This window comes from Modicisalibacter ilicicola DSM 19980 (genome assembly GCF_900128925.1).
In the GTDB taxonomy this organism is placed as follows: Bacteria; Pseudomonadota; Gammaproteobacteria; order Pseudomonadales; family Halomonadaceae; genus Modicisalibacter; species Modicisalibacter ilicicola.
In genome coordinates this window covers 23,897-42,876 of record NZ_FQUJ01000010.1, presented here as the reverse complement: position 1 = coordinate 42,876, position 18,980 = coordinate 23,897, and the positions used below count along the sequence as shown (strand labels likewise).

General features: G+C 64.6%; 21 protein-coding genes. 6 read left to right on the top strand and 15 right to left on the bottom strand.

What is annotated here, in order from left to right; translation table 11 throughout:
- Positions 1–2 precede the first annotated feature (2 nt).
- The gene (locus BUA41_RS11910; protein WP_217652813.1) at positions 3–407 is read right to left on the bottom strand and encodes a hypothetical protein; all 405 of its coding nucleotides are present in this window, start codon (positions 405–407) and stop codon (positions 3–5) included.
- 165 nt (positions 408–572) lie between these two features.
- Here BUA41_RS11910 and BUA41_RS11905 point away from each other — a divergent pair, with 165 nt between their 5' ends.
- Positions 573–1,379, top strand: a complete 807-nt coding sequence (locus BUA41_RS11905; RefSeq protein ID WP_072823115.1) for an ion transporter — start codon at positions 573–575, stop codon at positions 1,377–1,379.
- Positions 1,380–1,388: 9 nt separating this feature from the next.
- Here BUA41_RS11905 and BUA41_RS11900 read toward each other — a convergent pair whose 3' ends face one another.
- The gene (locus BUA41_RS11900; protein WP_072823112.1) at positions 1,389–1,733 is read right to left on the bottom strand and encodes a hypothetical protein; all 345 of its coding nucleotides are present in this window, start codon (positions 1,731–1,733) and stop codon (positions 1,389–1,391) included.
- 169 nt (positions 1,734–1,902) lie between these two features.
- Between BUA41_RS11900 and tal the strand changes: the two genes are divergently transcribed.
- On the top strand, positions 1,903–2,859 hold the full coding sequence (tal, locus tag BUA41_RS11895) for a transaldolase (protein ID WP_072823110.1): 957 nt from the start codon (positions 1,903–1,905) through the stop codon (positions 2,857–2,859).
- On the opposite strand, the gene BUA41_RS11890 is transcribed toward tal, so the two are convergent.
- From BUA41_RS11890 to BUA41_RS11875, 4 genes are all read right to left on the bottom strand, one after another.
- Positions 2,860–3,174, bottom strand: coding sequence for an AzlD family protein (locus tag BUA41_RS11890; protein ID WP_072823108.1), 315 nt, complete (start codon positions 3,172–3,174; stop codon positions 2,860–2,862).
- Positions 3,171–3,908, bottom strand: coding sequence for an AzlC family ABC transporter permease (locus BUA41_RS11885; protein ID WP_072823106.1), 738 nt, complete (start codon positions 3,906–3,908; stop codon positions 3,171–3,173). Before BUA41_RS11885 ends, BUA41_RS11890 begins: the two co-directional genes overlap by 4 nt.
- Positions 3,909–3,995: 87 nt before the next feature.
- Entirely contained in the window at positions 3,996–4,991 is a 996-nt protein-coding gene (locus tag BUA41_RS11880) for an LLM class flavin-dependent oxidoreductase (RefSeq protein ID WP_072823105.1), read from the bottom strand.
- A gap of 88 nt (positions 4,992–5,079) precedes the next feature.
- Positions 5,080–5,688, bottom strand: coding sequence for a YqaA family protein (locus BUA41_RS11875; RefSeq protein ID WP_072823103.1), 609 nt, complete (start codon positions 5,686–5,688; stop codon positions 5,080–5,082).
- 129 nt (positions 5,689–5,817) lie between these two features.
- Here BUA41_RS11875 and BUA41_RS11870 point away from each other — a divergent pair, with 129 nt between their 5' ends.
- Positions 5,818–7,440, top strand: coding sequence for a BCCT family transporter (locus BUA41_RS11870; protein WP_072823101.1), 1,623 nt, complete (start codon positions 5,818–5,820; stop codon positions 7,438–7,440).
- A gap of 80 nt (positions 7,441–7,520) precedes the next feature.
- Entirely contained in the window at positions 7,521–7,676 is a 156-nt protein-coding gene (locus BUA41_RS19280; protein WP_175546963.1) for a hypothetical protein, read from the top strand.
- 128 nt (positions 7,677–7,804) lie between these two features.
- Here the strand turns inward: BUA41_RS19280 and BUA41_RS11865 are convergent, their stop codons facing one another.
- Both BUA41_RS11865 and BUA41_RS11860 read right to left on the bottom strand, forming a co-directional pair.
- Positions 7,805–8,218: a hypothetical protein gene (locus tag BUA41_RS11865; protein ID WP_072823100.1), complete on the bottom strand. Its 414-nt coding sequence runs from the start codon at positions 8,216–8,218 to the stop codon at positions 7,805–7,807.
- Positions 8,219–8,265: 47 nt separating this feature from the next.
- Positions 8,266–8,730 carry a PhzF family phenazine biosynthesis protein gene (locus tag BUA41_RS11860; RefSeq protein ID WP_084671480.1) on the bottom strand — a complete coding sequence of 155 codons (465 nt, stop codon included), beginning with the start codon at positions 8,728–8,730 and terminating at the stop codon, positions 8,266–8,268.
- A 44-nt stretch (positions 8,731–8,774) separates the two neighbouring features.
- On the opposite strand from BUA41_RS11860, the gene BUA41_RS11855 reads away from it, so the two are divergent.
- On the top strand, positions 8,775–9,479 hold the full coding sequence (locus BUA41_RS11855; RefSeq protein WP_072823096.1) for an extensin-like domain-containing protein: 705 nt from the start codon (positions 8,775–8,777) through the stop codon (positions 9,477–9,479).
- Here BUA41_RS11855 and aguA read toward each other — a convergent pair.
- The 7 genes from aguA to BUA41_RS11820 form a co-directional block, all read right to left on the bottom strand.
- On the bottom strand, positions 9,463–10,590 hold the full coding sequence (aguA, locus tag BUA41_RS11850; protein WP_084671477.1) for an agmatine deiminase: 1,128 nt from the start codon (positions 10,588–10,590) through the stop codon (positions 9,463–9,465). The two genes, BUA41_RS11855 and aguA, sit on opposite strands and share 17 nt — an antisense overlap.
- A 72-nt stretch (positions 10,591–10,662) precedes the next feature.
- Positions 10,663–12,897: a heavy metal translocating P-type ATPase gene (locus tag BUA41_RS11845; RefSeq protein WP_072823092.1), complete on the bottom strand. Its 2,235-nt coding sequence runs from the start codon at positions 12,895–12,897 to the stop codon at positions 10,663–10,665.
- A 4-nt stretch (positions 12,898–12,901) separates the two neighbouring features.
- Positions 12,902–14,059 carry a c-type cytochrome gene (locus tag BUA41_RS11840; protein WP_072823090.1) on the bottom strand — a complete coding sequence of 386 codons (1,158 nt, stop codon included), beginning with the start codon at positions 14,057–14,059 and terminating at the stop codon, positions 12,902–12,904.
- Positions 14,052–14,894, bottom strand: coding sequence for a c-type cytochrome (locus BUA41_RS11835; RefSeq protein WP_072823088.1), 843 nt, complete (start codon positions 14,892–14,894; stop codon positions 14,052–14,054). Before BUA41_RS11835 ends, BUA41_RS11840 begins: the two co-directional genes overlap by 8 nt.
- Complete coding sequence (locus tag BUA41_RS11830) at positions 14,894–15,568, bottom strand: c-type cytochrome (RefSeq protein ID WP_072823086.1); 675 nt, start codon at positions 15,566–15,568, stop codon at positions 14,894–14,896. Before BUA41_RS11830 ends, BUA41_RS11835 begins: the two co-directional genes overlap by 1 nt.
- Positions 15,565–16,185, bottom strand: coding sequence for a cbb3-type cytochrome c oxidase subunit II (locus BUA41_RS11825; RefSeq protein ID WP_072823084.1), 621 nt, complete (start codon positions 16,183–16,185; stop codon positions 15,565–15,567). The genes BUA41_RS11830 and BUA41_RS11825 overlap by 4 nt, the downstream gene beginning before the upstream one ends.
- Before the next feature lie 4 nt (positions 16,186–16,189).
- Positions 16,190–17,788: a cbb3-type cytochrome c oxidase subunit I gene (locus tag BUA41_RS11820; protein WP_072823082.1), complete on the bottom strand. Its 1,599-nt coding sequence runs from the start codon at positions 17,786–17,788 to the stop codon at positions 16,190–16,192.
- 263 nt (positions 17,789–18,051) lie between these two features.
- Here BUA41_RS11820 and BUA41_RS11815 point away from each other — a divergent pair, with 263 nt between their 5' ends.
- Positions 18,052–18,675, top strand: a complete 624-nt coding sequence (locus BUA41_RS11815) for a YbhB/YbcL family Raf kinase inhibitor-like protein (protein WP_072823080.1) — start codon at positions 18,052–18,054, stop codon at positions 18,673–18,675.
- The last annotated feature ends 305 nt before the right edge of the window (positions 18,676–18,980 follow it).

Sequence of the window (18,980 nt, the reverse complement as noted above, 5' to 3'; positions counted from 1 at the left end):
TTTTAGAAACAGCGCAGATCGGCTTCGGTCTGCGCACTTCGGAAGGCTCGCACTCGGTCCTGCATGCTGCGCTCGGTACGAAACAGCACGCCGGTTTCCCCGCGTTGATCCTGCATGCTCAATACGGTCTTGACCGCCTCGTACTCATCGAAGGGCATGAGGCCGGCGATGACGTCGATGCTGCAGGAGCACTTCTGCATGGTGAGATAGTCCTGGCCGTTGGCGGCCATGCAGCCGAGCACATAGTCGACCCGTTCCGTGGTGGGATACTCCGCGAGGTGGCCAGCGGGCGCCTCGTCGGCAGACGCCGAGGCTGGCAGTAGACCGGCCAGCAAAAGCGTCAGCGCAATGAATGCCAGATGATGACGGGATGGCAAGCGGATGGTGGGGGGGCTGTCGTGGTACATACGCCACCTCGGTTCGTGTCATGGGGTAAAATGCGGCACTGCGCTACTTTCACAGTATGGCACGTCCCGATTTTTTGCCATTGGCCTGCCAGGAGGATGGCCTTTCCTTGCCCCCGACCATGACGTAAGGTCTGGCTCTCGTGCTTCCAGCAAAGCCAGGTACCCATGAAAGATCAGATCACGCCTTTCCAGATCGTCATCCTGGTACTCTCTTTCTATGTGCTGGGCGCCTTGGTCGCCGATCTGTTCTTCGCGCTTTCCCCGGAGCTATCGCGGCTACTCGATTACCTCGACATCGTCGTCTGCGTGTTCTTCTTCCTCGATTTCAGCCTTCGTTTCCATGCGGCGCCCAACAAGGGGCAATTCATGCGCTGGGGCTGGATCGATTTGCTCGCGAGCATTCCGGCCGGACTGTTCATGGCGGGGCGCGTGGTGCGTGTCATCCAGATCCTGCGCCTGATACGGGCGCTGAAATCGATACGCATGTTCTGGCGGCTGATGTTTCGCAATCGCGCCAAGGGCATCTTCGCGTCGGCCGCCACCACCACGCTGCTATTAGTGGCTCTCGGTTCGATGACCATGCTGATAGTGGAGAGCCCGAACCCGGAGAGCCCCATCGACAGTGCGGAAGAGGCCCTGTGGTGGGCCTTCGTCACCGTCACCACCGTGGGTTATGGCGACTACTATCCGATCACCACCCTCGGGCGCATCGTCGCGGTGCTATTGATGATCGCCGGTGTGGGGTTGTTCGGCAGTTTTGCCGCCTATGTGGGTTCGTTGTTCATCGACGACCAGAGCGACGAAGACGAGCGCCAGCATGAGGCCAGCCGACGGATGATGCGCCACATGTATCGAGAGATCGGCGAGCTGCATGGAGAACTGCGCGCACTACGCGAGGAGGTCAGAGCCTTGCGCGACGATGGCGTCGAGTCTGCTCGGGCATCGGCACCTCCCCGAGACGCCGATACCTGAAAGACGCCGTCATTTCCTGACCTGGTAGTCGCCTTCCAGCACCCGATGCCCGTCGGAAGGGTGCCTGGGCTGGTCGAAGCCCGGCCCCACGTCCCGAGCCTGATCGGCACGCATCTGTTCCATGCGCTTCTTCATGCGGTGGCGAACCAACGGCATCATCAGCCAGCCCAGCAGCAGGAAGAACAGGCCCAGCAGGGTGCCGACGATCATCATGGTCCCGATCATCAGCCAGGCCAGGATGAGCTTGAGTCCATTGGGTTGGGAAGAGGGACGCGCATGGCGCGCCCGGGCCTGCCATCGCTGGGCTGCCTGCCAGGCGGCGTTGTGGTGATACCGATTGCGCTGTTCAGTCATTCGTCACTCCGGTGGCCGAAAGATCCCCCCCTCGACATCGAGGGTATCACCTCCATCGACATCACATCCTTCGAATCGTTGCAAATCCGCCGCGACACATTGACCAGCGCCGGACGAACTTGCGTTACCATGCTCCGACAGGCCAAGACACGTTTTCAAGGAGACTGACATGCCCAACCAGTTGGACGCTCTGAAGCGCCTGTCGATGGTGGTCGCCGACACCGGCGATCTGGAAGCCATCCGGCGCTATGAACCGCACGATGCCACCACCAACCCGTCGTTGATCCTCAAGGCCTTCGACCTGCCTGGCCACCAGGCGCGGATCGACGAGACCCTGGCCGAGGTCAAGGGCGAGACGAGGGATACCCAGGCACGCATCGACCGGGCGGTGGATCGCCTGTCGGTCGCCATCGGCAGCGAGATCGCGGGTATCGTGCCCGGCCGGGTCTCCACCGAGGTGGCGGCCAAGCTCTCCTTTGATCGCGATGCCAGCATCGCCAAGGCGCATCAGTTGATCGACCTCTACGAGCGCCGTGGCGTCGGTCGCGACCGGGTACTGATCAAGCTGGCCTCGACCTGGGAAGGCATCCGTGCCGCCGAGACCCTCGAGCGCGAAGGCATCCAGTGCAACCTGACGCTGCTGTTCAGCGAGGCCCAGGCCCGCGCCTGTTTCGATGCCGGTGTGCATCTGATCTCGCCCTTCGTCGGCCGGGTCACCGACTGGTACAAGAAGGAAACCGGTCAGGAGTACGCGCCGGAAGACGATCCCGGGGTGCACTTCGTGCGCGACGTCTGCCGGATCGCCAGCGAGTATCGTTACGATACCGTGGTGATGGGCGCGAGCTTTCGTACCACGGGGCAGATTCTGGCGCTGGCCGGCTGCAATCGCCTCACCATCTCGCCGGCCCTGCTCGAGGAACTGGCCGCCAGCCAAGGCGAGGTCGAGCGCAAGATCAGCGATGTCGGCGAGGGCGCCGAGCGCCTGCCGCCCCTGAGCGAAGCCGAGTTCCGCTGGGGCCACAACCAGGATGCCATGGCCAACGACAAGCTCGCCGAAGGCATCCGTCGCTTCGCAGACGATCAGAACGAACTCGAGAAGCGTCTCGCGGCGCGCCTGGAGGAATGATCACGGGGCCAGGGCACGCCACAGCGCCGCACTGAGAATGCCGGCGGCGATAGCCACCAGAGGCTTGCGCGTGATGAGCATGGCCCCCAGTGTTGCCAGCAGCGCCCATCGTGCGCCCCAGTCGCCCTCGACCGCCATGGGCACGATCACCGCAATCAGCACCGAGCCGGACATGGCGTTGATGAAGCGCTGCACACGGGGGCCAATGGGCACCCGGGACATGATCAGCAGGCCCCCGCTGCGGGTCAGGTAGGTGATCAGCGCCATGATGAGGATCGCCAGCAGGGTGCCGGTGGGCGTCGTCGGTAGAGTCATGAGGCAGGTTTCGTGTCGCGCGTGCTGCTGGCCGGCAGCCATGCCCCGACCAGGCCGCCGGCCAGTGCGCCGACGATCACGTGGGAATGCGGTGGCAGCCAGCGCAGCGCGGCGAAGGCCGCCAGGGCAGCCACGCTCCACGGAAGCAGGATGGACAAGGACAGTTGGCGTGTGCCGCCCACCAGCATCGAGAGCAGGAAGCAGCCCAGGATCACATCGAGACCATAACGCTCGGGCTCGGTGATGCCGCTACCGAAGATCACGCCGATCAGCGTGCCTACCAGCCAGGCCAGCCAGAGCGCCAGTCCGCCGCCTACCAGCATGCCGACATTGCGTTCGCCACGGCGAAAGTCGGCGGCGGCCATCGCCCAGTTGGAATCGCTCAATACCAGCACGCTGGCGTAGCGCTGGCGGTTCGGGAGGTGGCGCAGCCAGGGATAGAGCGCGGCGCCCATCAGCAGGTGACGGGCATTGATGGCGAAGGTCGAGGCGATCAGCGCCGCCAGGGGGATCTCGGGGCCCCATAACTCGAGAGCGGCGAACTGAGAGGCGCCGGCGAAGACAAGCGCACTCATCAGCAGCGTTTCGATGTCCGTGAGACCGCGCTGAACTGCGGCGACACCGAAGGCCAGACCGAAGGCGACGACGAACAGCGCCAGGGGCGCCATGCGCCGCATGCCGCTCAGCGTGCCGGCCAGGTTCAGGCAGGCGCCGGTTGGGGAAGGTGACGCCATGCGAGTCGCACCGTGCGGATTTTATATTAGGGAATCTCGTATCGTGCCTACGCCACGCGAGTACTGCAAGCCGACGAGGCACCGGTTCTACGCCTGCCATGCCTCGGCCAGAATCTCGAAGGAGCGTTTCCTGTCCTCGTGATGATAGACGTCGGTGGCGATCATCAGCTCGTCCGCCCGAGTTTCTTCCAGGAAGCGTTCCAACCCCTCGCGTACCGTCTGCGGGCCGCCGATCACCGCTGCCCCCAGGTTCTGGGCTACCATGGACCGTTCCTGGGGCGACCAGTCGAGATGCTCTCGGGGCGGCAGGGAGCGGGTGCTGCGACCGCGTATCAGGTTGAGGAACTTCTGCTGGGCAGTACTCGCCAGGAAGGCCGCCTGCTCGTCGCTTCGTGCCGCCACCAGCGGCATGCCGACCATGGCATAGGGCGCATCGAGCACGCTGGAAGGTCGGAACTGCTCGCGATACAGGCGCAGCGCCTCGTACAGGTAGCCCGGCGCAAACTGGGCGGCGAAGGCGAAGGGCAGGCCGAGGCGCGCGGCGAGTTGGGCGCTGTAACCGCTCGAGCCGAGCAGCCAGATCGGCACATGAGTGCCCTGTCCGGGCATGGCGCGTACCCGCTGATCGGGCTGGGCGTCGCCCAGGTAACGCCGCAGTTCCTCGAGCTGGTCGGGGAAGTCGTTCACCCCGGAACGTGGATCGCGGCGCAGGGCTGCCATGGTGGCTCCGTCGGAGCCCGGGGCGCGGCCCAGCCCCAGGTCGATGCGGCCGGGGAAGAGAGTTTCCAGGGTGCCGAACTGTTCGGCAATCACCAGGGGCGGGTGATTGGGTAGCATGATGCCGCCGGCGCCGACGCGCATATGCGCCGTGGCGCCGGCGACATGACCGATCAGCACCGCGGTGGCGGCACTGGCGATGCCATCGATGTTGTGGTGCTCGGCCAGCCAGTAGCGATGGAATCCCAACGCTTCGACATGCCGGGCGAGATCGACGCTCTCGGCGAAGGTCTCGGTGACGCTCCCTCCCTGACGAATCGGTGCCAGGTCGAGTACCGAAAGCGGTATGTTGGCGAGTTGACTCATCGGCCCCCCTAGAAAGACACGGACGCCAGTTTAGTTAGCGTCCTTAGTGCTTTTCCTCACTGGGGGCATGAAAGGGAAATTGCAAGGCTCAAGTGAAATAGCCCTTCAGTTGCCAGGCGAACCAGATCAGCACCAGCACCAGCAACCCCCAGCCGATCTTGCGCGAGTGGTGCTGCCACAATCTCATGGCGGCATCGCCGAATACCCTTACCAATAGCGCCAGGCCGAAGTAGCGCGCGCCCCGCGCCAGGCAGGCGGCCGCCAGGAAGAGCAGATAAGGATAGCCGCTGGCACCGGCGACCAGCATGGCGATCTGGAAAGGCACCGGGATGATGCCGATGGCCAGAATGGCCATGAAGCCCTGGGCATCGAAGCGGGTCTGGAAACTGTCGTAGGCTTGCTGCCCGCCGAATAGCGAGATGAGCATATCCCCCCACTGCTCCATCGCCAGGCTGCCGATCCAGAAGCCCAGGGTGGCCGCGGTCAGGTTGCCGGCAAGTGCCACACCGGCGATGATCCACTTGCGATCGGGATGCGAGAGCATCCAGGGGATCAGGATGACCTCGATGGGGATGGGAATCAGCAATGTCTCGAGCATCGAGGCCACGAACAGCAGCCAGTAGGCGTGGTTCGATTCGGCCAGCCGATTGAGCCAGGCGGTGGAGGACGCCAGCGAGGTGAACGAAGGTAAAGGCATGGGGGTGACTATGTAAGTGATCGGCCTGAGGGTTTGCAGCCTCGAAGATAAGGATGCTATGAAATAAACCTACTCGATAGAAGGTGTCTTCGCGACTCCCTCACGGAAATCTGTCACAAGGATCGTGATATGGCCGGTTCAGCACGGCAGCGTGTCTTCAATTTCTCTGCAGCGATCATTCTGGCGTTGGTGGCGCTGGGCGCCGCCTTCCCGCAACGCTTCGGCCAGGCGGCTGATACTGCGTTGAGCATCATGGGGCGCTATTTCGGGTGGTTCTATCTCTTCTCGGTGTTCGGCTTCGTGGTGTTCTTGATCGTGCTGGCCTTCAGCAAGTATGGCAAGATCCGCCTGGGACCGCAGGAGAGCACGCCCACCTACAGCTTCTTCTCCTGGATCAGCATGCTGCTGGCAGCCGGGTTCGGCGTGGGACTGGTCTTCTACGGCATGGCCGAGCCCATGACCCACTACCTGAAGCCCCCCTTCGGCGATGTCGAGCCCGAAACCGCGGCCTCGGCACGCTACGCCATCCAGTACAGCTTCTTCAACTGGGGCATTCACCAGTGGGCGGCCTTCTCGATCGTCGGTCTGATCATCGCCTACTTCCAGTTTCGCAAGGGGCAGGCCGGTCTGGTTTCCTCGGTGCTCTCGTCGGTCACGGCCAAGCATCCCGGGGCCCGTCGCGTGGCGCCGACGCTGGACATCTTCGCGGTGGTGGCGACGGTCATGGGGGTGGCGACCTCCATCGGCCTGGCGGTGCTGCAGATCAACGGCGGGCTGAGCGCCGTGTTCGGTGTCGAGGAGAATGCGTTCTGGAAGTTCGCCATCATGGGCGCCATGTTCGTCTGCTACATGCTCTCGACCTGGTCGGGACTGGACAAGGGCATCAAGCGACTCTCGAACCTGAACCTGACGCTGTGCTTCGCCCTGATGCTCTACGTGCTGTTCAGCGGACCCACCCTGGCCATCCTCGAGACCATCACCCTGGGGATCGGTGACTACCTGCAGCATTTCATCGGCATGAGCCTGCGCACCTCGCCCTTCAGTGACGAGACCTGGGCCAATGAATGGACGATCTTCTACTGGGCCTGGGTGATCGCCTGGTCGCCCTTCGTCGGCACCTTCGTCGCCCGGGTCTCCCGGGGGCGCACCATCAAGGAGTACGTGTTCGGCGTGCTGATCATGCCGCCGCTGCTGGCCTGCCTGTGGATCGGCATCTTCGGCGGTGCGGCAATCAACATGGAGATGACCGGCGACGTGGGGCTCGCCGCGGCCACGGAAAAGAACATCACCGTCGCGCTGTTCCGCATGTTCGAACTGATGCCCTTCACCGAGGTGCTGTCGCTCGTCGCCCTGCTGCTGATCTTCATCTTCCTGGTCACCTCCGCGGACTCGGCCACCTACATCGTGGCGCAGATGACCGATGGCGGCTCGATCAATCCGCCGCTCTACAAGCGGGTTGCCTGGGGGGTGCTCATCGCCGCCATCTGCCTGACGCTGATCATCGCCGGGGGGCTCCGGGGGCTGCAGTCGGCGGCAGTGCTGTCGGCCCTGCCGTTCACCTTCATCATCTACGGCATGATCTTCGTGCTGGTCAACGAGTTGCGTGCCGACCGCAAGGCCATGCTCACGGCGCTCTATCGCCGGCACGGCGAGACCCCGGTGGGGGCCGACGCCTTCGAGGCCGACTCGCTCGGCGAGGAGGACCGTTATCGACGCGCCCCTGATGTGGTCAACCGGCGCATCAATTATTGAGCATCCAGGGTGGGGCAACACCGAGCCCGCAATGCTAGGCTTGGGCAAAAGCCACCAAGGTTCGTGCGTCGGACACCACCATGTTTCCCTTCCGGAGATCGTCGACTTCCCGGCGGCGTGGGGCGACCCGCCGGTTGCCTGCGTCATCCGAGCGCTGGCTCAACCGTCTGCTGGACATTGCCGTAGCCTCGGCGTTGCTCGTCGGCAGCACCGCGCTGTTGATCAGCTACCTTTGAATCGGGCATGCCCCCCAACCCTCCGAACAGCAGGATGCACTCGTGCATCTTGCCGGTTTGCCGGGCCGGGGCATGAGGTCTGGTCGTGGCGAACGCTGGCGGCTTACCGGGCGCGATTGCTTGCAAGCCTAACCGAGGCGCAGATGGAAGACTCGGGCGAACACCAGGGTGCCCACTCCCCAGGCCGCATTGACCGTGAAGCCGATGGGGAAGATGGCAAGATTGACGCCTCGCCCCTTGAGCGGGAAGACGATCAGCATGGCCACCAGGGTCAGGACGATGCCGCCGAACAGCAGGGCCTTCCACCACTGGCCTTGAGCGACGTTGAAATGGGAAAAGAGCCACAGCATGACGATGCCCCAGATACCGCCCCAGAAGCTCGCCGAGAACCAGGCCGCTACACCGAAGGGCGGCACCGCCGAGGCGTTATAGGGCGCGGAAGGAATGACGCCAAAGGCATGCAACAATCCCGCCGCGGCCTGATGGAAGCAGATCACGGCAAGAAAGCCGGCGATGAAGGCGAGAGCGATGAAACGTGCCATAAAGGCTCCTGTGAATCGCGTATTCGGAGCCTCAGTATGGTGGACGATCAGCGAGTCTGCAGGGTGCCCTGGCCGACGATGGTGGCCTGGCCGGCGATATGAATCACCGTATTGCCTTGGGTATCGCGCTCGACCGCCGCGATTATCCTGCTCGGACGGCCCATCTCCACGCCCTGGACGATATGCCATTGCCAGCGGCCGGAGCCCGCGCTTGCCATGGCCAACTTACCCGCCAGAGCCGCCGCCGCGCTGCCGGTTGCCGGGTCCTCGTAGAGGCTGGCACCCAGAGTGAACATGCGACAGCGCAAGTGATTGTTGCGCTCGGTCGTCGTGGCCCTCACGTAGAGATAGATCGATTCATGGCCGCTCGGGGTGATCCAGCGTGACCAAGGACCCGGGGCGGGAATCGCCCTTGCCAGTGCCTCCAGCGAATCGATCTCGACGAGGTGGTAGGGTACCCCGCTACTGTCGGCGGACCCATGAGCCGAATGGTAGCGTAGCATAGGCTTCATGGCAGATATTGCCGTGGTAAGAAAGAGACAGCGCTAGCGACACTATGAAGATCCACGCACGCGAGGTATTCGCACTGATCGCGATCGTCGTCGGCATCGGCTTCGAGAAGCAGTGGTGGACGATTCCGCGTGAGTGGGCGCCCTGGCAGCCGCTCTACGTCGCCGATCCCCTGACGCCTGTCACGCAATGGAAGCTGTCGCGCCTTGCGGGCAACCGCGAGGCCTGCCTGGCGGCACTGGAGACCGCGCCCCAGGGCGCCCTCGAGTATGTTCCGCTGGACGATCATACCCCGGTCGAGGGCTGTCCCTTGTCCAATGTGGTGCGGGTCCAGCGCGGCGCGGCGGCGTTCAATCGCGGCTTCGTGGCGTCCTGCCCGCTGGCCTTGAGCTGGACGCTTTACGAGCAGCATCGACTGCAGCCGTTGGCAGAGGAGATCTTCGGCCAGCCCATCGCGCGCGTTCAGCATTACGGCAGCTTCGCCTGCCGCAACATCTATGGCCGCAAGGAAGGCCGTCGCAGCGAGCACGCCAGCGCCGAGGCCATCGACGTGGCGGCGTTTCGGCTCGCGGACGGCCGGCGCATCGAGGTATTGAAGGATTGGGGCGGCGAGGATGCGGCCGGCACCTTCCTCAAGCGCGCCCAGGAAGACGCCTGCGGGCTGTTCGGCACGGTGCTGGGGCCGGGGTACAACGCCGCCCACGCCAATCACTTCCATCTGGGGATGCGCGGTGTCAGCTTCTGCCGGTAGCTCGGATGGCGCGTGGCTGCTGCTGGGTGATGCAGTGGATGTTGCCGCCGCCGAGCAGGATCTCGCGGGCGTCGATGGCGATCACCCGGCGCTCGGGGAACAGGCTTTCGAGGATTGCCCGGGCCTCGTCGTCATGCGTCGGATCGAGGCGCGGCATCACCACCACCGAATTCCCGATGTAGAAGTTGACGTAGGAGCCGGCCAGGCGGTCCCCGGGCCGACGAGGCTTTGACCCGCTCAGCCGGTCGACCCCGCTGGCTTCCGTTTCGGCGATATGCAGCGGCCCCGGCTGGGGCAGCAGATGGACCTTGAGGCGTCGCCCTTGGGCGTCCGTCACTTGCTCCAGAATCTCCCGCGCCTCCCGGGAGATGGCGTGCTGCGGATCGCTCTCGTCGTCGGTCCAGGTCAGGGCGACTTCGCCGGGGGCGATGAAGCAGCACAGGTTGTCGATATGGCCGTCGGTCTCGTCCCGGTGACAGCCGCGGGGCAGCCAGAGGACCTTGCTCACCCCGAGGAAATCGCTCAGCAGGCGCTCCATGTCCGCCTTGCTCCACTCGGGGTTGCGGTTGGAATTGAGCAGGCACTCCTCGGTAGTGATCAGGGTGCCCTCGCCATCCACATGGATCGCCCCGCCCTCCAGCACCAGCGGCGAGATGAAGCGCTCGATTCCCAATATCTCGGCGATCTTCATGCGGATGCGCCGATCCTTGTCCCAGGGGAAATAGAGCCCGCCGTCGAGGCCGCCCCAGGCGTTGAACTCCCAGTCGACCATCGCCAGCCGGCCGTCCGGGTGGGTCAGGAAGGTCGGCCCCACATCGCGCATCCAGGCGTCGTTGCTCGACAGTTCTACCACACGGACGTGGGCGGGCAGGTGGTGACGGGCATTCTCGTACTGGTCGTCGTTGACCCCGACGAACACCGTCTCGCTCTCGGCGATGACGCTGGCCACCGCGACGAAGGCGGCCTGGGCCGGCTTGGCGCCGTAGCGCCAGTTGTCGGGGCGCTGCGGCCAGAGCATCCAGCAGGCATCGTGAGGGGCGAACTCCGCGGGCATGCGAAAACCGAGTTCGGCGGGGGTCGGGGAGTGACGGACAGGGGGCATGGTCTTCATGGCAATCGCGAGGCGGTCGAGTTATGCCCCAGCTTTACATACTGCCGGCGAAGGCGCCACGTTATGTTTTATTCAACGCTCCTTGGAGGCCAGCCGCGACGCGTTGGCAACCACCGTCAGCGAGCTGGCGGCCATGGCGATGGCCGCTGCCACGGGCGGTATCGCACCGAAGGCGGCCAGGCTCAGGCCGATGGTATTGTAAAGCAGGGCGAAGGCGAGGTTCTGGCGCATCACCCGATAGGCCCGCCTTGCCATGCCCAGGGCATCGGCGATGCGCGTCACACCGCCTTCGGCGATGGCGATGCTGGCTGCCGCGGTGGCGGTGCTGGTGGACTCGCTGACGGCCAGGCCGACATCCGCCTGGGCCAGGGCGGGGCCGTCGTTGATGCCGTCACCGGCGAAGGCGACGAAGCCGTGAGTATTGCGCACGATCGCGGCCTTGGCTTCCGGGGTGCAGGCGGCGAACAGGTGCGAGGCCGGGATGCCGAGCTGGCTTGCCACGGCGCGTACCGGGGCCTCGGCATCACCGCTGACGATGGCGCATTCGACCCCGGCGTGTTGCAGGCGTTTCAGCGCGTCGGCGGCATCGTCGCGCAGACGATCCTGAAGCAGGATCGAGGCCAGCCAGTGCCCCGCTGCGGCGACCTCGACACGCACGCCCAGGGCCTCGTTGGCATCCGCTTCATCGTCGTCGAAAGGGCATTCGACGTCTTGTTCCCCGAGGAATTGCCGATTGCCGACCAGTATCGTGCCGTAGTCGGCATCCTCGAGGCGTACGCCACGCTCGAAGCGCTGGGGCATGACCTCGAGGCTGTCCGGTGGCGTCGTGACTTCCGCTCGCAGGGCCCTGGCAATGACATGATCCACGCCCTGCTCGGCCCTTGCCGCCAGGGCGAGTATGGCGCTTGCGGTCGTCGGCAGGGCCGTGTCCCGGTGTCGAAGGATCACCTTGCCCACGGCCAATCGACCCTCGGTGAGGGTGCCGGTCTTGTCGAACAGCATCGTATTCACCCGTGCCATGGCTTCCAGGGCAGCCGGGTGGCGAAAGAGGATGCCCTGACGCGCCGCCTGACTGGCGGAAGCCACGTAGGCCACCGGCACCGCGATGCCCACGGCACAGGGGCAGGCGATGACCAGCACCGAGATCGCCCTCAGCAGGGCATCCTCAAACGGTACGCCGAAGAGATTGGCGAGGAGCAGTGTCAGCAGTGCCAGCCCCAGGGCCACCGGCACGACCCAACGCGCCACCCGATCCGCCAGCCGTTGGGTATCACCCTTGGCGCCGGCCGCTTCGGCGATGCGCGCGCCGATCCGGTCGATGCGGCGCTCCCCGACCACCTTGTCGACGACCAGAAGCAGGGCGCTCGTCAGGTTGATGCAGCCGGCTTCCACATGCTCGCCGGCGGTTACCGGACAAGGCAGGGATTCGCCGCTGAGCACGCTGCGGTCGAGCCGACTGTCGCCCTGCAGAACGTAGCCGTCCAGTGGAACACGTTGACCGGCGGCGACACGGATCGTCGCACCCGCCTGCACCTTTGCCGCCGGCACCTTCATGAGGTTGCCACACTCGTCCAGGCGCTCGGCGGTCTCGGGCAGGGTGTCTTGCAGGGCATCGATGGCCTGGGCGGCATGGCGCAGGGTACGGGTCTCGATGAAGCGTCCGAGGGTGAGCAGGACGATCAGCATGACCGCGGTATCGAAATAGACCTCGCTGCTCCCCTGGGTCAGCTGCCAGAACGACAGCCCCAGAGCGGCGCTGACGCCGATGCTTGCCAGGGTGTCCATGCCGGGCAGGCCGAGGCGCAAGGTGCGCCAGCCGGCCAGCAGGATCGGTCCACCGACGACGATCACCACCGGCAGTGCCGCTACACCGGCACCGAGCGCGAGCCACCAGCCCGCCGGTGAAGAGGCGATGCCGCCGTTGTCTAGGTAGAGCAGCACCGAGAGCAGCATGGTCCACATGCCGAAGAGGGCAGCCACCGCCAGGCGTACCCCCAGTCGCTCGATTTCCCGGTCGATGCGGTCCAGGGTCTGTTCGGCGCTCAGCGGCGGCCCGAGCCGGTAACCGAGGCGACGAACCCGTTGGGCCAGTTCGTGCAGGTGCAGACGCTGCGGATCCCAGCGCACTAGGGCTGCCGACGTGGCGAAACTTACCCCGGCATCGAGCACGCCCGGCGTGCGCTGGATGACCTGCTCCGTGGCGGCGGCACAACTCGGGCACCATAACCCTTCGACGGAAAGCAGGGCGTGGCCGCTCTCCTGCAGGGCATCGAGTTCGTCATTGTCTGGCGGCCGACGGCGTCCCATGGTCTCACGGCTGGTTCATGGCGGACATGCCGGCAGCACGCCAGGACTCGACGAAGCGTTCCCAGCGCTCCGGGGTGGCCCCTTCGCCCAGGGTGACCCCATGCAGCGAGTGGTTATAGTAGCCCATGTGCTGGTGGTACTTTTCCCGAGACTCTTCCAGGCTGATGCCTTCATCGGTCTGGCGCGGGTCCGCCGGCCGCGGGAAGCTGTTGATGTAGGCGGCGACATCCCAGGCCTGCTGATCGGACAGGCTGAAGGGCTTGCCGAGCGGCATGTTGGCCTTGATGAAGCCCGCGGCCGTATTGACCCGGTGCATGCCGGCACCCCAGTTGTAGGAATGAGGCCCCCACAGGGGAGGAAAGATGTAGCGGCCGTTGATATCCTTCTGCCCCTGGCCGTCCAGGCCGTGACACACCGCGCAGTTGTTGACGAATACCTCCTCGCCCCGTTGCCAGTCGTAGCCCTGATCGGTCTTCTGCATGGTCGGATAACCGCGTCCGGGCATGTCCTCGTTGAGCGGCGCCCCATCCCCTAGCCAGTAGAAATAGCTCTGCAGGTCCTTGTAGACCTGGTGCCCCGGCGGCGGTGGCCCGCCGCTGGGCGAGCTCTGGGCGTTCATGGAGTAGGTGAAGCAACCGTTGATGCGGTCCTCCATGGTGTTGATCATCTTGTTCTTGCCGCGATAGGCGGGGTAGTTGTTGATTGCCGCCCACATCGGTGCCGAGTTTTCCTTGCGACCGCCATCCAGGTGGCAATTGGCGCAGGCCAGTTCATTGCCGGCGAACTCCCGGGCGTTGGTGCCGGTATTGAAGAAGATTTCCCGCCCCCGGCGAATGGCCTGCCCGAACTCATCATCGGGGATCTCATGCTCCTGCGGTGGCTGGAAATAGCCTTCTGGCCCGGTCGGGGGCCTGGGGGGATCGGCCTTGGGATCGTTCTGCCAGGCCTGGCGCTCTTCGCCCAGCTTCTGTCGGGCCTGCTGGGCGATCTGCTTGTTCTTCTCGGCCTGGCTCGTCTCGGCAGGGGAGCCGGTGAGGTAGGGCAGCAGCTTGTAATTGGCGACCAGCGTACCCGCAACGAACAGCACGACCGCGCCCACGCCTGCGTAGGCGAAACGACGCCTGGCCGAGCGATTCGCCCTGGAGGGGTTGTGATCATTCATGATCGGCGCTCCCTTGTTGACTGCTGGCCGCCCGTTCGACAGGGGGGAGTTGACCGGGGGCGGGGGTATCGAGCCCTGCCTGTCTTCCGCCCGGGGCGGCGGGCAGCGAGGCCAGGTAATCCGCCACGGAACGCATGTCGTGCTCGGAAAGCGCCATGGCGACGTTGTGCATCAGGTTGATCGGCGAGTTGGCCCGGCGACCGCTCTTCCAGCTGGCGAGCTGATTGTAGGTGTAGCTGGGATGCTGTCCCGCCAGGGCGGGAAAGGCCTGGCCGACCCCCCAGCCGGAAGAGCCGTGACAGCTGTAACAGGCCGGGACGTCGAGGCTCCAGTCGCCCTGCAAGGCGAGCTCCCGACCACGGTCGAGATCGCCGCTCAGGCCAGGCCTGGCACTGCTCGGAGATTCCATTTCGGCGTAATACCTGCCGAGTGCCGCCATCTGATCGTCCGTCAGCCCCTCGACGACATACTGCATGTTGTCGTTGAGACGCCGCCGGTTGGCATAGTCATGCAACTGCTTGGTGATATAACCCGCCGGCAGACCGGCCAGACGCGGTACGTTCTCGGCTCCCTGGCCCCGGTCGCCATGGCAGGAGGCGCAAGCCCAGGTATCGCCGCTGCCCTGGCCGATCAGGCCTTCTACACTCTGCGTGTCGGCCTGGGCCGCTGCCTGGCCGTAATAGACCGCCGCCAGCGGCTTTTCGAGGGACTTGGCATCGGAGCGTGCCCCAGACGCCTTCTCCTGAGCCTGGCCCGGGGAGAGCACCAGCCCGGCACCGGCCATGATCACGGTCGTCAGGAGGGCGAATCGGCCGCGCGTCATGAATGATCGCATCAGTGGCTCTCCTCGCTGGTGGCCACGCTGGCGGTGGGCCGGGACGTGGCCGGAATGCCGAAGGTCTCGGCGAGCGCCGCGCCGCCCGCCCAAGGCGTGGTGCGCTCTGCAAAGCGCCGACGCTGCTCGGCGACGAGGCCCGCCTCGATGGCCGAAGCCTGGTTGCCCCAGCTATTGCGAACGTAACTGAGGATGGAGGCGATCTGCTCGTCATTCAGCTCGTTTCCAAAGGTCGGCATGCGACCGCGATAGGTGTCACCCGCCACCTCGATCTCGCCCTGGATGCCGAAGAGCACGATGCTGGCCGGTACTTCCGGTTCGGCCAGCACGTAGCGGGAGCCGGCCAGGGGCGGAACGGCAGCCTCGATACCCGAGCCGTTGTTCTGGTGACAGGTGGAACAGTTGGTGACGAAGAGCTGGCGTCCGTCGGACATCTCGGCGTCCACCGCCTTCGACAGCCGCTCATCGGCACCGGTGCCCTGGGTGACTTCCGGTTCCGACTCGGCCATTTCGCGGGTGGTGGCCAGGGTGATGATCCCCCACGCCGCCAGTGCCAGCGCTATGGCGATGACCTGCCAGGGGATGGGGTTGTAGGATTCGTGCGGGTCGAAGTTCTTGTTGCTGGTGCCTGCCACGGACTTGATCCGCCGTTCTGCTTTGCGCTTTTGCGTCACGAATCCTCCTCCTGGGCCATGAAGCCGTTATCCCTGAGATCGGTGCGTTCGGCCGGATAGGTGCGATCGAGGCTGAGCAGATAGTCCACCAGATCGAGCGCTTCCTGCCTGGCGACGATGACCTTGCCTTCGGGACGGTGACGCGCCGGCACCTTCACGACCACGTCGCCCTGGGCGGCCTGCTCCTTGGCCTCGAACAGAAAGGGAAAGGCCGGCATGATGCTCTGGGGCACGATGGCCCGGGGTTGATAGAGATGGGTCAGTTGCCAGGCTCGAGACGGCAGCCGTGCCCCAGCGTTGAGAAGATCCGGCCCGGTCCGCATGGTGCCGAGCAGGTGCGGCTCGTCATAGACATAGTCCGCCGCGGTAGAAGGGCGCCCCCAGCCGCGCAGCACGTCGGGAGCCTGTTCCGGTGAACGCGGCTGCTGAGAGTGGCAATAGACGCAGCCCAGGCTGATGTATTCGTTGCGCCCGCGCAGCTCGGCGGCGGTATAGGGGGCGAGCCCTTCCGGTGGGTCGATGCTGCGGATCTGTGCCGCGGGCCCCGCCACCAGCAGGAGAGTGGCGAAGGCCAGGATGGCCAGGGCGACGACGATCAGAGGCAATACGCGATTCATTCCGTCAGGCTCCTGTACTGGTAGCAGTCGCCGGGGTGGCAACGTCGTCCGAGTCATCCTCGAATCGGCGCGTGCGGCCAAAGAACAGCACGGCCAGGTTGGCGGCGAACACCAGATGGCCAAGGGTCATCAGGGCGCCACCCAGGGAACGGCCAGCCAGGTAGGGGAGGGTCACTTCCATGCTTGCCAGCCAATCCCGGGTGGCGTCGAGCATGGCCAGCCCCTGCAGCCAGCCTCCGATGGTCAGCGAAATGAAATAGACGGCGAAGCCGGCCACGACCAGCCAGAAATGCAGACTGATGGCCCAGGGCATCGGCCAGGCACGACCGGTGACCCGCGGCAGCATGTAATAGATGCCACCGAACAGCACCAGCGCCACGAAACCGTAGGCCCCCAGGTGGGCATGGGCCACGGTGTAATGAGTGAAGTGGGTGACGGTATTGAACGCCCGTACCGCTTCCAGCGACCCTTGCAGCGAGGCCAGGGTATACAGGATCGCCCCCAGTGCCACGAAGCGCAGCGGCAGGCTTTCGCGCCAGGCCCAGAGGTTGCCCAGGCTCAGCGTATGCTGGTTGATGGCGACCGCGACCACCGGCACCACCATCATCACCGACTGCACCACGGACAGCGATACCACCCAGGTAGGTACCGGGCCACCGATCAGGTGGTGCATCCCCACCTGGCTGTAGAATAGCGCCAGGGCCCAGAATCCCAGTAGCGACAGGCGATAGGAGTAGATCGGCTTGCCGATGATCTTGGGGATGAAATAGTAGGCGGCGCCGAGCCCCAGCGGAGTCAGCCAGAGCCCCAGCACGTTGTGGGCGAACCACCAGTTGGTGGTGGCCTGTTGCGCGCCGCTGTGTACCCCGGGGAGATTGGCCAGGAGGAACAGCACCGGGAACCATACCAGCCCCCCCAGGTAGTACCAGCCGGTCACATAGATGTGATTGACCCGCCGGGCGGCGGCGGTATAGAGCAACGGAATGGCGAAACAGGCGCCGCCGATGGCCAGGAAGATGTCGATCTGCCAGGGGATTTCGAGCCATTCCAGGCCGTCGTTCCAGCCCGCGCCGATGACGATTACACCGGCGAAGACCGCCAGGTTCCAGATCACCGCCCCGAGCATGGCGAGCCGAGGTTTGTGCAGGTGAGTCTTGAACAGGGTGGGTACGAGCCAGAGTGCCGCGCCCACGCCGCCCAGGGAGAGAAACCCGTAGATGACCGAGTTCAGGTGCATGGTCCGCATGCGTCCGAAGGTCAACGCGGCGCTGCCGGTCAGCCAGTCCGGGAGATGGAGTTTCAGCGAGGCGATCAGGCCGAATATCGAGCCGAATACTAGCCAGGCCGTGGCCGTGACGAACATGACGATCAGCAGACGGCGCCACTCGGGAGACAGGGCCGGGTCCACGGCCGAGGGGTGGCTGTCGCTATGCGGGGAGGTCGGGTCGTCCAGCTTGCCGCCTTCCTCATCCCCGAAAACGGTTCTGGCATCACTCTCGGTGATGCGAAACTGATGGGTCGATATCGCCCAGATCAGGGCGGCGATCGCAATCAGTGACGCTGCAAAGCTGAAGGCCAGCAGGGTGCCTATCGTGAAATTCATGCCACCTCCATGTGTGATGCCCTGTCCGAGTTGCGGTCCCGGATGGCCAGGGGGCAATCGCCGCAAAGGGGAATATATGTAATTTGCTTATAGATATATAGCAATATGGAAGGATGGGTTCAAAGCAGGGACGGGCACGATCATGCGAAAGTATAGAATCCCGGGTGCGTCGGGGTGGCGTATTCGGCCCCTATCGGGATCGGGAATGTTTGGATACCCTGAACCTGGCTGAACGAGATGATTCATCGACACAGGAGGTGGCAATGAAGCTTACCGTAGAAGGCATCAAGGACCAGCAGCCCATTCCCGAGACCTTCGCCTTCGGCGTTCCCGGCGACGGCGAGCCGATGACCTTGGGGCCAAATCGTAACCCGGCGCTGGCATGGGACGAGGTGCCCGAGGGAACTCGCAGCTTCGCGGTGGTCGTGGTGGACCCGGACGTGCCCGAGGATGCCAGCGACGCCAATCAGCCCGGCAAGATGCTGGCGGCGGATATCAAGCGGCGGAACTTCCATCACTGGGTGCTGGTCGATATTCCCGCGGATGTGAACGCCATCGAGGAGGGCGCCGATTCCGATGGCGTCACCGCCCACGGCAAGGAACCGGGTCCCAGTGCCCTGGGGCTGCGTGGCATCAACTCCTTCACCGACTTCCTCGCCGGCGACCCGGACATGGAAGGCACCTACGGCGGCTACGACGGTCCGTGCCCGCCCTGGAACGACGAGCGCATTCACCGTTACCACTTCACGGTCTATGCGCTTGACGTGGAAACGTTGGGGCTCAACGGCGAATTTACCGGGATAGAAGCGGAAAAGGCCATCCAGGATCACGTGCTGGACAAGGCCACGGTGACCGGGACCTATACGCTCAACTCCGATTTACGTTAAGCCTGGTGCGAAGCGTAGAAAGACAAGCCCCTCGCTTGGAGACAGGCGAGGGGCGTCTTGTTTGGTTCATTGCAAATTAGCGTGACGCCGTGAATCCGCCGCAAAGGTTGTCGTAGGAGCGCAGATTCGTCCGGCATAGGTGGCAAGGCACATCGCTCGCTGAAGCGAGCTCCTACAAAAGCCCAGACCTCGGGTTTGGTAGGAGCCCGATTCATCGGGCGAACGCCGCGGAGCGGCGCCTGAGCGACTCGGGCGCCTGCCGGTGCCTTTCGCGCAGAAAATCTGCGCTCCTACGCTACCCTTGT